Genomic DNA, 14,493 nt, shown 5'->3' with positions numbered 1-14,493 from the left:
GCGCCCCTCCCGCCCGCTGCCGCCGGTAGCCATCGTGATCGGCGTGCTGTTCTTCTTCGGCCTGCTCGGGCTGATGATCTACGGGGTGATGAAATCGGGTGATCCGCAGCGCGACGTGCTGCCCTCGGCGCTGATCGACAAGCCGGCGCCGGCGTTCGCCCTGCCGGTGCTGCACGACCCGGAGATGATCGTGCACAGCGACGAACTGCGCGGCGCGCCTTACCTGTTGAACGTATGGGGCAGCTGGTGCGCGGCCTGCCGCGAGGAACACCCGGTGCTGACCCGTTTCGCCGAGAGCAAGCGCGTGCGCGTGATCGGCTACAACTGGAAGGACGAGCCGACCGATGCCCTGCACTGGCTGGAGCAGCTGGGCAACCCGTTCATGGTCGTGCTCAGTGATGTTGAAGGCCGCACCGCCATCGACTGGGGCGTGACCGCTGCACCGGAGACCTTCCTTGTCGACGGCAGCGGCATCGTGCGCTGGAAGTACAGCGGTGCGATGACCCAGCGCGTAGTCGACGAGAAGCTGATCCCGGCGCTGGAAAAGATCGAGAAGGCCCAGGGCAATGCCGGCAGCACGCTGCACACGGCGCCCTGAGCCCATGCGCTGGCTGCTGGCGTTGCTGCTTCTGATGCTGCCGCTGGCCGCAGTGGCACAGCAGCCGCTGCACGATCCGCAGCCGCTGCAGTTCCGCGATGGCGCCGAAGAACGCCGCTTCCATGACCTGGCCGCGCAGCTGCGCTGCGTGCAGTGCCAGAACCAGTCGCTGGCCGATTCCAACGCGCAGATCGCGCAGGATCTGCGCCGCGAGGTGCTGCAGCTGATGCAGCAGGGCCACGACGATGCACAGATCAAGCAGTTCCTGGTCGCCCGCTACGGTGAGTTCGTGCTCTATCAACCACCGTTGCAGCCGGGCACCTGGCTGCTGTGGGGCGGTCCCCTGCTGATGCTCGGCGCCGGCGCACTGGTGGTGCTGGGCATTGTCCGCCGTCGTGGCCGTACGGTCGGCGCAGCACCGGCCGGCAAGGCCGATGAAGGAGACGGATGGTGAGCCATTGGCTGCCGGTGCTGGCCGGTCTGGTTGCTGCGCTGATGGCAGCGCTGGTGCTGTGGCCGCTGCGCCACCACGGTCGTCGCGGTTTCGCGGTCGGCGTGTTCGCACTGGGCGTGGCCGGTGCCTGCCTGTATCTGCTGGTCGGTGATCCGCGTGCAGCACAGGTCCAACCGACGCCGTCGGTAGCCACCCTGCGCGATGGCGTGCAGGCCCTGCAGGATGCACTGGAGCGTGACCCACAGCGGGCCGATGGCTGGGCACTGCTGGGCCGGTCGCAGGCCGAACTGGGCAACGCCGCAGCCGCGGCGGACGCCTTCGCACGTGCCGCCGCTCTCGCCCCGGAAGACCCCGGCGTGCTGGTGGAAGCGGCGCAGGCACGTGCGCAGGCCGATGCCGGCAAGCAGTTCGATGACACCGCGATGGCCTGGTTGCAACAGGCGCGTGCACAGGCACCCGATGCCGAGCGCGCCAGCTGGCTGCTGGGCATCGCCCTGCGCCAGCGCGGAAAGAATGCCGAGGCCGCGGATGTGTGGAGCGGCCTGCTGCCACGGCTTGAGCCCGGCGCCGCGCAGGCGCTGCAGGCGCAGATCGCCATCGCCCGCGAAGCCGCAGGCCTGGCACCCGATGCCGCCCCTGCAGCACCAGCGGCGCTGCTGCAGGTACGCGTGCAGCTGCCTGCGCTGGAGAATGCCGAGTGGCCGGCCAGCACCCGGGTATTCGTGCTGGCCCGCGCCGTGGGTGGACCGCAGATGCCGGTGGCCGCACGCAAGCTGCCACTGGCCGGTTTCCCGGCCACGGTCGGGCTGGGCGACGCTGACAGCCCGATGCCGACCGCGCCGCTGTCGGCACATCGCGACGTGGAAGTGCTGGCACGCATCTCGCGTACTGGTAGCGCCAATCGCAGCGAGGGCGACCTGCAAAGCGACGTGGTGCGGGTGACGCTGCCGCATGACGGCGTGGTTGAGCTGCGGTTTCCCTGACTTGTAGAGCCGAGCCCACGCTCGGCTGCGATTGGGTTGCCGGCGCCCGCCAGCCGAGCATCGGCTCGGCTCTACAGCAGATCCACGCCATGCGTGGATACGACGGTCCGGTCCGCGTCCAACCGCTGCTGGAAACCAGCGTGTCGCCAGCTCCACATGCCGCCCCGCTAGAATGCGTGCATGACCGAATTCATCCCGCCCGGCACCCGCTTCCACGCCCTGCCCTCGCCGTTCCCGTTCAAGCGCGGTGGCGCCCTGCACGGCGCGCGCGTGGCCTACGAGACCTGGGGAACGCTGGCGGCCGATGCCAGCAATGCGATCCTGATCGTGACCGGCCTGTCCCCAGACGCGCATGCAGCGGCCAACGAGGCCAACCCGGCACCGGGCTGGTGGGAAGCGATGGTTGGCCCCGACAAACCCATCGATACCAACCGCTGGTTCGTGGTGTGCGTGAATTCGCTGGGCAGCTGCAAGGGCTCGACCGGCCCCGCTTCGCTCAACCCGGCCAACGGTCAGCCCTACCGCCTGGACTTCCCCGAGCTGTCGATCGAAGACGGTGCCCGCGCCGCCGTCGACGTCGTGCGTGCACTAGGTATCGAGCGGCTGGCCTGCGTGGTCGGCAACTCGATGGGCGGCATGACGGCCCTTGCCATCCTGATGCTGCATCCGGGCATCGCGCGCAGCCACGTCAACATTTCCGGCAGCGCGCAGGCGTTGCCGTTCTCGATCGCGATCCGCTCGCTGCAGCGCGAGGCAATCCGCCTTGACCCGCGCTGGAATGGCGGCCACTACGACGATGCCGAGTACCCCGAGTCCGGCATGCGCATGGCGCGCAAACTGGGCGTGATCACCTACCGCTCCGCGCTGGAGTGGGATGGCCGCTTCGGCCGCGTGCGGCTGGATTCGGACCAGACCGACGACGATCCGTTCGGCCTGGAGTTCCAGGTGGAAAGCTATCTGGAAGGCCATGCACGGCGCTTCGTGCGTTTCTTCGATCCGAACTGCTACCTGTACCTGAGCCGCTCGATGGACTGGTTCGACCTGGCTGAATATGCCGACGGCGACGTGCTGGCCGGGCTGGCGAAGATCCGGGTGGAAAAGGCGCTGGCGATCGGCGCCAACACCGACATCCTGTTCCCGGTGCAGCAGCAGCAACAGGTCGCCGACGGCCTGCGCGCCGGCGGCGCCGATGCGCGCTTCATCGGCCTGGAATCGCCACAGGGCCATGACGCCTTCCTCGTCGATTTCGAGCGTTTCGGCCCGGCCGTGCGCGGCTTTCTCGACGCGCTGTAGGTGGCATGGCGGCGTAATCTCGCGCTGGCCGCGTTCGGCGCGTTGATCGCGCTGACGGTCAGCGGCGTGCTGCCGCTGTGGCTGGGTGGGTGGTGCCTGCTCGCCAGCGCGGTGTCGTTCGGCCTGTACGGCCACGACAAGCGCGCGGCGCAGAGAAAGCAGTGGCGTATTCCGGAGCGCACATTACAGCTGCTGGCCTTTGCCGGCGGTTGGCCCGGCGCGCTGCTGGGCCAGGCGATGTTCCGCCACAAGCACCGCAAAGCCTCGTTCCAGTGGGTGTTCTGGCTGTGCGTGCTGGCCAACGTGGCCTCGATCGCGGTGATGCTGCGCGAGTTTTCGCGATAGCCAACCTGTAGAGCCGAGCCCATGCTCGGCTCAGTACCGAGGCAGCCGAGCATGGGCTCGGCTCTACAGTAGATCCACGCCACGCGCGGATGTGCATCGGTCAAAGTTCGCGGACCAGCGCCCCATCGCGCAACCGGTACTGCGCATCGACCACGCCTTCAGGCAGGTCGTCGTGGGTGATCATCAACAGGCTGCGCCCGTCCAGCAACCCGGAAAGGTCCTGCAGCAGCGCACGTGCGGTATCCACGTCGAGGCCTTCGGTCGGTTCGTCCAGCAACAGGATCGGTGCATTGCGCAGCAGTGCACGGGCCAGCGCCAGCCGCCGCGCCTGGCCGGCCGACATCGTCGCGCCGTTCTCCCCCACCCAGGCCTGCAGGCCACCATTGCGCTCGGCCCATTCGCCCAGGCGCACGCGGCGCAGCACTGCCCACAAGGCGGCGTCGCTGGCATCGGGATCCCCCAGGCGCAGGTTCTCGGCCACGGTGCCGGCGAACACCGGCGCGTTCTGCGGCAACCAGGCCAGCTGCCGATGCCAGTCGGCCTGGCTGAAATCGCGCAGGTCGAGGCCACCATAGGTGATTCGCCCCTGCTGCGGATCCCACAGCCGCAGCAGCAGGCTGGACAGCGTGGTCTTGCCACTGCCGCTGTCGCCACGGATGGCGATGCGTTCCCCAGGCGCCAACGTCAGCCGCAGGCCGGACAGCACCGGTCGCACCGCGCCTGGCCACTGGAAATGCACGTCATCCCAGTGCACGCGCGCGGCCTGCGGTACCGGCTGTGGCGCTGCGGGATCCTCCACCGTCGTCGCCTGCTCGACGATGGCCTGCAACCGATCAGCGGCGATCCGCCCGGACTGCAGTGACTGCCACGCCAACCCCATCCCGGCCCACAGTTCGATCAGCGCGACGGTGAGGAACACCAGGCCCGCGGCCATTTCCGGCGCGATACGCTGCTGTTCGGCCGCGTGGAGCGCCAGTGCCAGCATCGCCACCAGCCCCAGCCCTGCGACCAGGCCATGCAGGGTCGAGGCCGCGATCAGGCGCCAGCGGCGCCGACGATCCCGCGAAGCCAGCTGCTTGGCGGCCACGCGCACCTTCAGCTGCCACGCCGCATCGGCATGCAGCGCGGCCAGATCGCCCGCGCCCTCCAACCCTTCAAAGGCGGCGGTGCGCAGTGCGGCGCGATGCGCGGCACGGTCCGCCTCTTCATCGTCACGACCGCGCACACCCAGCCACGGCACGCCGAAAGCGATCAGCAGCGCCAGCACTGCCAGCAACACTGCTGCCGACGGCAGGATCAGCGCCGCCGAGGCCACCGCCACCAGCGTCAGCGCACCCAGCGCCACCAGCGGCCCGATCGCACGCACCAACAGGCCGTCCACTTCACCGATGTCACCGAGCAGGCGCGCCAGCAGATCGCCGGTGCGCGTCGCCCCCAGCCGTGCCGGTGCCAGCGGCAGCGCGCGGCGGAAGAACCACACGCGCAAGTCGCGGGCGATGCGCAGGGTGGCGTCGTGGCCCACCAGCTTTTCGAAGTAGCGCGACACGATGCGCGCCATGGTCAGCCCGCGGATACCCGCGGACGGCGAGAAGAAGTTGAAGCCCTGGCCGAGGCCGGCCGCACCGGCCAATGCAGCGGCGGTGAGGAAACCACCGGACAGGCCCAGCAGTGCGGTGCCGGCCAGCATGGTGGTCCACAACAGCAGGATCGTCAGCAGCAGGCGCGGCCGATGGCGCAGGAACACCGCACGCAACGAATCCGGCGAACGGCTCATGCGCGCACCGCCTGTGCCGGTTCCACCAACCGACCTTCCGGCAACAACAGGCAACGGTCGGCCCAGGCGATCACCGCCAGGCTGTGGGTGGCGACCACCACGCTGCGGCCGCGTGCATAGGCGGCCAGGCTGCGCAGCAGCGCCGCTTCGGTATCGGCATCGAGGAACGCGGTGGGTTCGTCCAGCAGCAGCACCTGCGGGTCGCGCAGCAGCAGGCGGGCCAGGCCGATGCGACGTGCCTCACCACCGGACAGGCCGAAGCCGCGCTCGCCGATCACCGTATCCAGTCCCTGTGGCAGGCGCTGCGCGAACTGCAGCACCTGCGAGGCCTCGGCCACTGCGCGCAACCGCGCGTCGCTGGCGCCGGGATCGGCCAGGCGCAGGTTGTCGGCGATGCTGCCGTGGAACAGGTACGGCCGCTGGCTGGCATAGGCTACCTGCACGCCGGGCCGCAGGTGCAGCTTGCCGGCACGCGGTGGCAGCCAGCCCGCCAGTGCTTCCAGCAGCGTGCTCTTGCCGGATCCACTGGGGCCGACCAGGGCCAGCCGCTGGCCCGGTTCCAGCAGCACATCCAGATCCTGCAGCACGTCGTGCGGCGCGCCCAACGGGCGCAGCACCAGCCCCTGCGCCTGCAGCGGCGGCAACGCGGCCTCGGCCGGTTCCACAGCCAGCGGCGCACTCTCGTTCTCGATCAGGCCCTGCTCGTCCGGCAATGACTGCAGCAGACGCTCAACCTCGGCCGCCGCGGCCAGTGCATTGGCGCGGTCGTGGTAGTGCGCAGCCAACCGCCGCAGCGGCGCGTAGAACTCCGGCGCCAGCAGCAGGCAGAACAGGCCCGCGCCCAGCGTCGGCACCGCCGAATGCAGCGACATCATGCCCAGATAGCTCAGGCCCAGGTACAGCGCGACCATCGCCACGCTCACCGAGGCAAAGAATTCCAGCACCGTGGACGACAGGAAGGCGATCCGCAGCACTTTCAGGGTACGCACGCGCACACCTTCGGCGGCCGCCTCGATACCCTCCAGCTCGGCCTCGCCGCGGCCATACAGGCGCAGCAGGCCCAGGCCCTTGATGCGGTCGGCGAAGTGGCCGCTCATCCGCGCCAGCTCCCCCAACTGGGCGCGACCGGCGGCTTCGGCGCCCCAGCCCACCAGCATCATGAAGAACGGCACCAGCGGCGCGGTGAACAGCAGGATCAACGCCACCACCCAGTCAACCCAGGCCACCGCGGCCAGGATCAGCAGCGGCACCACCAGCACCTCGGTGCGCACCGGCAGGAACCCGCTGTAATAACTCTCGATCGCATCACCGTGATGCAGCATCAGTTCGCCCAGTTCGCCGGTGCGGCGCTGGCGCAGCCACAACGGGCCATGGCTGAGCAGTCGGGCGAACACTCGCTCGCGCAGGGCCAGCCGCGCGGCATCGGCTACATCCCCGGCAGCCGCCTGGGTGGCGCTGCCCAGCAGCGTGCGCAGCACCAGGATCACCACCAGCCCGCCCAGCACTGGCAGCCCCGAGGCCAGCGGCGCGCGCTCCACCAGCACCTGCTGCACCAGCCAGGCGATCGCGGCGGCCTGGCCGATCAGCAACGCACCGGACAGGCTGATGCACAGGGCCGCCAGGCGTTGGCGCCCCCGGGCAGAATGGGCCAGATCAGCCAGCCACGCCGCGCGGACACGACGCTGGCGGGCAGTTTCGGCTTCCGGGGACAGGCTGTCAGGGGTCGTTTCGGCAGCGCTCAAGGGGTCTTCACGGGCAACGGGGGAGACACGGCATTGTAGGCGCAGGCAATGGCCGGCCTCTGCGGCCAGCGGTCGCAGTCTTCATCGGGTTGGCATACGATCAACCGGGGCACCTGTTCATACATTGATCTGGATCAAGGCTGTTTGAAGTAGTCGGTCACATCATTCACGTCGTAGACCACCCTTCCCGCCACCTGCAACGGCACTATCCAACGAGGTAGCCAGGCCATGATTGATCAGACAGTCGTAGAACTGTCGCGGCTGCAATTCGCGCTGACCGCGATGTACCACTTCCTATTCGTACCACTCACCCTTGGCCTGTCGTTCATGGTGGCCATCATGGAGAGCGTGTACGTGATGACCGGCAAGGAGATCTGGCGCAGGATGACCCTGTTCTGGGGCGTCCTGTTCGGCATCAACTTCGCCATGGGCGTCGCCACCGGCATCGTCATGGAATTCCAGTTCGGCATGAACTGGTCCTACTACAGTCACTACGTGGGTGACATCTTCGGCGCGCCGCTGGCGATCGAAGGCCTGATGGCCTTCTTCCTGGAAGCCACCTTCGTCGGCCTGTTCTTCTTCGGCTGGAACCGCCTGAGCAAGGTCAAGCACCTGATGGTGACCTGGCTGATGGCACTGGGCACCAACCTGTCGGCGATCTGGATCCTGGTTGCCAACGGCTGGATGCAGAACCCGACCGGTGCGGTGTTCAACCCGGAAACCATGCGTATGGAAGTGGTCGACTTCATGGCGGTGGTGTTCAACCCGGTGGCGCAGGCCAAGTTCGTGCACACCGTCAGCGCCGGCTACGTGACCGGTGCGGTGTTCGTGATGGCGATCAGCGCGCTGTTCCTGCTGCGCAACAAGCACAAGGACCTGGCCCGTCGTTCGTTCGCGGTGGCCGCGGCGTTCGGCCTGCTGTCATCACTGTCGGTGGTCGTGCTGGGTGACGAGAGCGGCTACGCCGCCAGCGAACACCAGAAGATGAAGCTGGCCGCGATCGAAGCGATGTGGGAGACCGAGCGTGCGCCGGCCGACTTCACCGCCTTCGGCATCCCGAACCAGGAAACCCACCAGAACGACTACGCGGTGAAGATCCCCTACCTGATGGGCCTGATCGCCACCCGCTCGTTGAACCAGCCGATTCCGGGCATCCTGGAACTGGTCGAGCGCGCCGAACACCGCGTGCGTGGCGGCCAGCTGGCCTACGGTGCATTGGAGCGCCTGCGCGCCAACAAGAACGACGTTGAAGCACGCGAGATGTTCGACCGCCACTGGCAGGACCTGGGCCACGGCCTGCTGCTCAAGCGCTACCGCGACGACATCCTCAACGCCACCCCGCAGGAGATCTCGCAGGCGGCGATGGACACCGTGCCGCGCGTAATGCCGCTGTTCTGGACCTTCCGCGTGATGGCCGGCCTCGGCTTCTACCTGATCGCCTTCTTCGCACTGGCCTTCTACTACTCCTGCCGCAACAACTTCCAGGACAAGCGCTGGTTCCTCAAGCTGGCCCTGTGGACGCTGCCGGCACCGTGGATCGCGATCGAGTGCGGCTGGTTCGTGGCCGAGTATGGTCGCCAGCCGTGGGCTGTCGATGGCGTGCTGCCGACCTTCTATGCGGCGTCGGGCTTGGCCCTGCATGAAATCGTGCTGACCCTGGCAGGCTTCACCGCAATCTACACCGCGCTGATCGTGGTCGAGATCAAGCTGATGCTCAAGGCGATCCGCAAGGGTCCGGACGAGGTGCTGCCGTCGCTGCAGTCGCCCCAGCCGCATGCTTCCCACAATGCCTCGGCGCCAGCCGCCGGCCAGGCCTGAGGCAGGAGAACCAAGATGGATTTCATTCTTCTGGACTACACCACGCTGCGCGTGATCTGGTGGCTGCTGCTCGGCATCCTGCTGATCGGTTTCGCCGTGATGGATGGTTTCGACCTGGGCGTGGGCACCCTGCTGCCCTTCGTCGCCCGCAACGACGCCGAGCGCCGGCGGGTGATCAACACCATCGGCCCGGTGTGGGAAGGCAACCAGGTGTGGCTGATCCTAGGCGGCGGCGCGATCTTCGCCGCCTGGCCGCCGCTCTATGCGGTCAGTTTCTCCGGGTTCTACCTGGCGATGTTCGTGATCCTGTTCGCGCTGATCCTGCGTCCGGTCGGTTTCAAGTTCCGCAGCAAGATGCCCAGCGAACGCTGGCGCAACACCTGGGACTGGGCGCTGTTCATCGGTGGCTTCATCCCGGCGCTGATCATGGGCGTGGCGGTGGGCAACGTGGTGCTGGGCGTGCCGTTCCACTTCGATGACAGCATGCGCATCTTCTACACCGGCTCGTTCTTCGGCCTGCTGATGCCCTTCGCACTGCTGGCCGGCCTGCTCAGCGTGTCGATGCTGGTCGCCCACGGTGCCGCCATGCTGGTACTGAAGACCGACGGCCCGGTGGCCGAACGTGCAGCCCGCTTCGGCAGCATCGCCGCGATCATCGCCTTCGTGCTGTTCGCAGTGGGCGGTGCCTGGGTGGCCTTCGGCCTGCCGGGCTACCAGATCACCTCGCAGGTGGTTACCGATGGCGCCACCAATCCGCTGCTGAAGACTGCCGAACTCGGCGCCGCCGGTGGCTGGATGCGCAACTACAGCGCGATGCCGGCCACGATCCTGGCGCCGCTGCTGGGCCTGGCCGGCCTGCTGGCCAGTGCGGTACTGCTGCGTGCCCGTCGCGGCGGCCTGGCCTTCATCGCCTCCGGTGCGGCCATTGCCGGCATCATCCTGACCGTCGGTTTCGCCATCTTCCCGTTCCTGCTGCCGTCCTCGAGCCAGCCCACCTCCAGCCTGACCGTGTGGGATGCCTCGTCCAGCCACCTGACCCTGTGGATCATGCTGCTGGCCACGGCGGTGTTCCTGCCGATCATCATCGGTTACACCACCTGGGTGTACCGCGTGCTGAAGGGCAAGACCACCACCGAAGAGATGGGCAACAACCCCAACGCTTACTGATTGCCGGTGTGCCGGCCCACGGCCGGCACACCCTTGAACAAAGGAGATTGACCATGTGGTATTTCGCCTGGATTCTCGGCGCCGGCCTCGCCTCGACGGTGGCCATCCTCAACGGCATGTGGTTCGAAGCCCGCGAGCAGAACCGTATCGAGAAAGAAAATCGTCGCTGAGCTGTAAAAAAACCTTGCCGCCTTGGCCTTCACACGGTATCTTAGGCGGCTCCTTCGGGGTGTAGCTCAGTCTGGTAGAGCGCTACGTTCGGGACGTAGAGGTCGCAGGTTCGAATCCTGTCTCCCCGACCACTCAAGTGGTCGCATTGAAGCCTGGTGAAGTCGTCCAGGCTTTTTTGTTCCCTGAAGTGGCACTGCTTCGGCAGTGTGAAGAAAACAGCATTCACCCCTTGCCGCCATCGGGGTGAATCGCTAGAATAGGCGGCTCCCTTCGGGGTGTAGCTCAGTCTGGTAGAGCGCTACGTTCGGGACGTAGAGGTCGCAGGTTCGAATCCTGTCTCCCCGACCACTTCGGTGGTCACCAAGAAGCCTGGAAGACATCACTGTCCTCCGGGTTTTTTTGTGCCAAGCGCCAGGCCACCCGCATGACGGGACCTTGCCAGAGCGCACACGTACAATGGCCGCGCTGCCGGCCCGCCTGCAGCCCCTACCCCCACCTGCCGCTTCGGCGTAGACCGATGCCGGCGCTGCATGCCGTTGCTGCGGCGTGCGACACCTGCAAGGACCACCGATGAGTTCCTCCACTTCCGATTCGCCGTCGCTGCTGCACGGTCGCGTCCTCGCGTTTGCCGCGATCCTGCTGGCAGCGGTCAACCTGCGCACTGCGGTCACCTCGATCACCCCGCTGCTGGACGTGCTCGGCCAGCAGTTCGGCTTCGGCACCACCATGACCGGCGTGCTGGGCATGCTGCCGACCGCCTCGTTCGCGCTGTTCGGCGTGGCCACGCCGGCACTGGCGCGGCGCCTCGGCCTGGAGCGCACCACCCTGCTGGCGATGGTGATGGCGATGGCCGGCCTGCTGCTGCGCTCCAGCGCCGGCAACGTCGGCACGCTGTTGCTGGGTTCGGTGCTGGCGCTGGCCGGCATGGGCATCGGCAACGTGGTGGTGCCGCCGCTGGTGAAGCGTTACTTCGCCAACAAGGTCGGCACCATGAGTACGCTCTACATCAGCGTGCTGCAGCTGGGCACGATGCTGCCGGCGCTGCTCGCGGTGCCGATGGCCAACGCTGCCGGCTGGCGCGTGTCGCTGGGCATGTGGGCGCTGCTGGCACTGGCCGCCGCACTGCCCTGGCTGGTGCTGGCCAAGCGCGCGCCGAAGCCGCAGGCCGACGCCACCGACCCCACCGCGCAGCCGCATGGCAAGGTCTGGCGCACGTCGCTGGGCTGGAGCATGACGCTCATGTTCGGCATGACCTCGCTGATGACCTACTCGATGTTCACCTGGCTGCCGCGCATCGTGGTCGAGGCCGGTGGCACGCCCGCGTTCGGCGGCGTGATGGTGGCCGTGTTCTCGGCACTGGGCCTGCTACCGTCGCTGGTCATCCCGTCGATGGCGGTGCGCCTGCAGAACCCGTTCCCGCTGGTGCTGATCGGCTTCTTCTCGTTCGTGATCGCCTTCACCGGCCTGCTGCTGGCACCGATGAAGGCCCCGCTGCTGTGGGCCTGCCTGCTCGGCGTCGGTCCGTCCACCTTCCCGCTGGCGCTGACCCTGATCAACCTGCGCACCCGCACCCCCACCGGCTCGGCGGCGCTGTCCGGGTTCATGCAGGGTGTGGGCTACAGCTTCAGCTGCCTGGGGCCGTTCCTGGTCGGCTGGCTGCACACCGTCAGCGACGGCTGGACGATCCCGTTCAGCTTCCTGTTCGGCTGCGCCACCCTGATGCTGTGCGCTTCCTGGGTGGCCTGCAAGCCGCGCAAGCTGGAAGACCTCTGGTAAGCCGCATGGGGCCAGCAACCGGCCCCACCTACCGCTCGTCAGCCCGTTTGCGCATTTTGACGCCGGGCTGACAATTCCGGGCGGATAGTGCCCACGAATGCCCATCCTTGCCGCGTGCCGGCATTCGGGCATGGGGGCGGCAGCGCCGCCCAGGCCACCACTCGGTGCGCGGGGGACTCTCGTTTCAGACAAGACATTGCAGGTCGCTGTCCTGGTTTCGCCCATCCCTGCTGGATGGGAGTTCGCGAGGGGAGTGACGCAGGCCACGGCCACCCCAAAATCTGGCATGTGATGTGCGTCACATTTTTCAGGTTGTCTGGTTCGGAAGCCAAGGGGGTCCCCAATGGTTGTCCACCGCCGGCTGGCGCTCTGCGTCGGCCTTGCCTGTACCGCCCTGGCCTGGGCCAGCAGTGCTGCCCCGCCCGACCGCGAGGCGGCCCTGGCCGAGATCGGCCGCTACCGCGACCAGGCCCGCTGGCTGGATGCCCTCGGCGCCATCGAGCGCGCCAGCCAGCAGCAGCCCAACGACGATCTGCTGTTCAAGCTGCGCGTACTGACCCTGGGCGACATCGGCAATGCGTGGCGCGCCTGGGCGCTGTACCAGCAGCGCCCGCAGCTGTTCGACGCTGCACAGAAGCAGCGCATCGAAGGCGACTACCTGGCCAAGCTGGTGGTCTGGAGCCTGGCCTACAGCAGCAGCGAAGACAGCCGGCTGGAAGAGGCCGAATCAACCCTGGCGCGCATGCAGCGCTACCTGGGCGCCGAAGGCACTCCACCCGCGCAGGCGCCACTGCGCATCCGCATGGACCGGCTGATCCTGCTCAACCGGCTGGGCCGCCATGCGCAGGTGCGCGAGGAAGCCCGCGCACTGCAGGCCGAAGGCCATGCCCTGCCCGACTATGTGCTGCCCGCAGTGGGCGATTCGCTGATGGGCACCCTGCACCCGGAGGAAGCCATTCCGGTGCTGCAGGCAGCGGTCGCTGGCGATCCAACGCGCGACGCCTCGCATTCGGAACTGGCTTACGCCTACCTGGAAAGCGAGCAGCAGGAAAAGGCCGTCGACCTGCTGCAGGCGTGGCGCGACAAGGAACCTGCCTGGCGCTGGAGCAACGGGAAGTCGCCGTATCCAAACTGGTCGCGCTACGAGGCCGACCTCAACCTGGCGATGGTGCGCGCCTACAGCGGTGACCTGCCCACCGCGCAGCGCGATCTGGAATCGATGGTCGACATCGCACCGGGCAACGGCGGCCTGCAGAGTGCGCTGGGCAGTGTCTACATGATGCGCGGCTGGCCACGCAGGGCGCTGCAGCGGCAACAGATGGCGCATGCGCTGGACCCGCGCGACATCGAGCCCCGGCTGGGCATGCAGGAAGCCTACGTCGCTCTGCAGCGTGATGACCTGGCGCGACCGCTGCACGACGATCTGGTCGCACGCTACCCCACCCAGCCCGCCGTCGAACGCATGGACCAGGCCTGGCGCGCGCATCGCGGTTGGCAGCTGAAGGCATGGACCGACATCGGACGCAGTTCCGGCGGGGGTGGCACCTCGCCGCTGGGCAACGATGATCGCCGCTATGGCATGGAGGTCCAGACACCCGTACTCGACGATCGCTGGCGGCTGTTCGCCTTCGCCGACCGGCGCTCGGTCGATTTCCAGGACCAGCGCATCGACCCGCTGTGGCTGGGCGCGGGCGTACGCTACCGCTTCGGCCGGCTGGATGCGGAAGCGGCCGTGCTGCGCGCCAACGACCACATTGGCGATACCGGCCTGCGCGTCGGCGTGGGCTGGCAGTTCAACGACTACTGGCATGCCGGACTGATTGCCGCACGCAATGATCCGGAGGCATCGATGCAGGCGCGCGTGGCCGGCATCACCGCTGACAGCGTCAGTGCGCAGGTCGACTATCGGCGCAGCGAACGCACGCACTGGGTGTTCGGCGCCAGTCGCTTCCGATACGACGATGGCAACCATCGCGAACTGTTCAGCACCGCACTTGAACAGCGCCTGCTGACCCGCCCACGGTGGCTGATCGATGGCCTGGCCAGTGCCTACACCAGTCGTGGCAGCCGCGACGATGCCCCCTACTTCAACCCGAAGCGCGACCGCATGGTCGAGATCGGCCTGCGCATCGACCAGCAGCTGTGGCGCCACTACGAACGCCACTTCCGGCACCGGCTGACCGTCTCGCTGGGCGACTACTGGCAGGACGGCTTCGGCAGTGCGCTGGTGCCGTCTGTGTCGTACATGCACGAGTGGCAGCTGGGCCAGGGCCGCGTGTTCGAGTATGGCGTGCGCTGGTCGCGGCCCGTCTACGACGGCCATCGCGAACGCCATATCGGCTTCGAAGCCGCACTGCGCTGGGGAGACTGAC

The 14,493-nt window shown here is 67.7% G+C and carries 12 protein-coding genes and 2 tRNA genes; 12 read left to right on the top strand and 2 right to left on the bottom strand.

Features of this window, described 5'->3' with window-relative positions; translation table 11 throughout:
• The 5 genes from G5A07_RS12650 to G5A07_RS12630 form a co-directional block, all read left to right on the top strand.
• Positions 1–598, top strand: a 598-nt coding sequence (locus G5A07_RS12650) for a DsbE family thiol:disulfide interchange protein (protein WP_239511237.1), incomplete at its 5' end; no start/stop codon positions are given.
• 4 nt (positions 599–602) lie between these two features.
• Positions 603–1,052: a cytochrome c-type biogenesis protein gene (locus G5A07_RS12645; RefSeq protein WP_019336393.1), complete on the top strand. Its 450-nt coding sequence runs from the start codon at positions 603–605 to the stop codon at positions 1,050–1,052.
• Positions 1,046–2,035 carry a cytochrome c biogenesis protein gene (locus tag G5A07_RS12640; RefSeq protein ID WP_049453054.1) on the top strand — a complete coding sequence of 330 codons (990 nt, stop codon included), beginning with the start codon at positions 1,046–1,048 and terminating at the stop codon, positions 2,033–2,035. The genes G5A07_RS12645 and G5A07_RS12640 overlap by 7 nt, the downstream gene beginning before the upstream one ends.
• A 180-nt stretch (positions 2,036–2,215) precedes the next feature.
• Complete coding sequence (locus G5A07_RS12635) at positions 2,216–3,328, top strand: homoserine O-acetyltransferase (RefSeq protein ID WP_191863391.1); 1,113 nt, start codon at positions 2,216–2,218, stop codon at positions 3,326–3,328.
• The gene (locus tag G5A07_RS12630) at positions 3,329–3,673 is read left to right on the top strand and encodes a DUF1294 domain-containing protein (RefSeq protein WP_019336390.1); all 345 of its coding nucleotides are present in this window, start codon (positions 3,329–3,331) and stop codon (positions 3,671–3,673) included.
• Positions 3,674–3,773: 100 nt separating this feature from the next.
• Here G5A07_RS12630 and cydC read toward each other — a convergent pair whose 3' ends face one another.
• Together cydC and cydD are read right to left on the bottom strand one after the other, a co-directional pair.
• Entirely contained in the window at positions 3,774–5,447 is a 1,674-nt protein-coding gene (gene cydC / locus G5A07_RS12625; protein WP_191863390.1) for a thiol reductant ABC exporter subunit CydC, read from the bottom strand.
• The gene (gene cydD / locus G5A07_RS12620; RefSeq protein ID WP_191863389.1) at positions 5,444–7,189 is read right to left on the bottom strand and encodes a thiol reductant ABC exporter subunit CydD; all 1,746 of its coding nucleotides are present in this window, start codon (positions 7,187–7,189) and stop codon (positions 5,444–5,446) included. The genes cydC and cydD overlap by 4 nt, the downstream gene beginning before the upstream one ends.
• A 228-nt stretch (positions 7,190–7,417) precedes the next feature.
• Here cydD and G5A07_RS12615 point away from each other — a divergent pair, with 228 nt between their 5' ends.
• From G5A07_RS12615 to pgaA, 7 genes are all read left to right on the top strand, one after another.
• On the top strand, positions 7,418–9,007 hold the full coding sequence (locus tag G5A07_RS12615) for a cytochrome ubiquinol oxidase subunit I (protein ID WP_005410352.1): 1,590 nt from the start codon (positions 7,418–7,420) through the stop codon (positions 9,005–9,007).
• A 15-nt stretch (positions 9,008–9,022) separates the two neighbouring features.
• A complete protein-coding gene (cydB, locus tag G5A07_RS12610) occupies positions 9,023–10,174 on the top strand; it encodes a cytochrome d ubiquinol oxidase subunit II (RefSeq protein ID WP_159360392.1) in 1,152 nt (383 codons plus the stop codon).
• A 53-nt stretch (positions 10,175–10,227) separates the two neighbouring features.
• The gene (gene cydX, locus G5A07_RS12605; RefSeq protein WP_005410354.1) at positions 10,228–10,344 is read left to right on the top strand and encodes a cytochrome bd-I oxidase subunit CydX; all 117 of its coding nucleotides are present in this window, start codon (positions 10,228–10,230) and stop codon (positions 10,342–10,344) included.
• Between the two features lie 55 nt (positions 10,345–10,399).
• Positions 10,400–10,476 (top strand) — tRNA-Pro (locus tag G5A07_RS12600).
• Between the two features lie 140 nt (positions 10,477–10,616).
• Positions 10,617–10,693: transfer RNA gene (locus tag G5A07_RS12595), tRNA-Pro, on the top strand.
• 222 nt (positions 10,694–10,915) lie between these two features.
• A complete protein-coding gene (locus G5A07_RS12590; RefSeq protein ID WP_043400972.1) occupies positions 10,916–12,121 on the top strand; it encodes an MFS transporter in 1,206 nt (401 codons plus the stop codon).
• Between the two features lie 343 nt (positions 12,122–12,464).
• Entirely contained in the window at positions 12,465–14,492 is a 2,028-nt protein-coding gene (pgaA, locus tag G5A07_RS12585) for a poly-beta-1,6 N-acetyl-D-glucosamine export porin PgaA (RefSeq protein ID WP_010486663.1), read from the top strand.
• Position 14,493: the final 1 nt, after the last annotated feature.

It is taken from the genome of Stenotrophomonas sp. AS012628 (genome assembly GCF_010608305.1).
GTDB classification, from domain to species: domain Bacteria; phylum Pseudomonadota; class Gammaproteobacteria; order Xanthomonadales; family Xanthomonadaceae; genus Stenotrophomonas; species Stenotrophomonas geniculata.
Note: the sequence above shows the minus strand (reverse complement) of the source record. Positions and strands in the feature narration are given on the sequence as shown.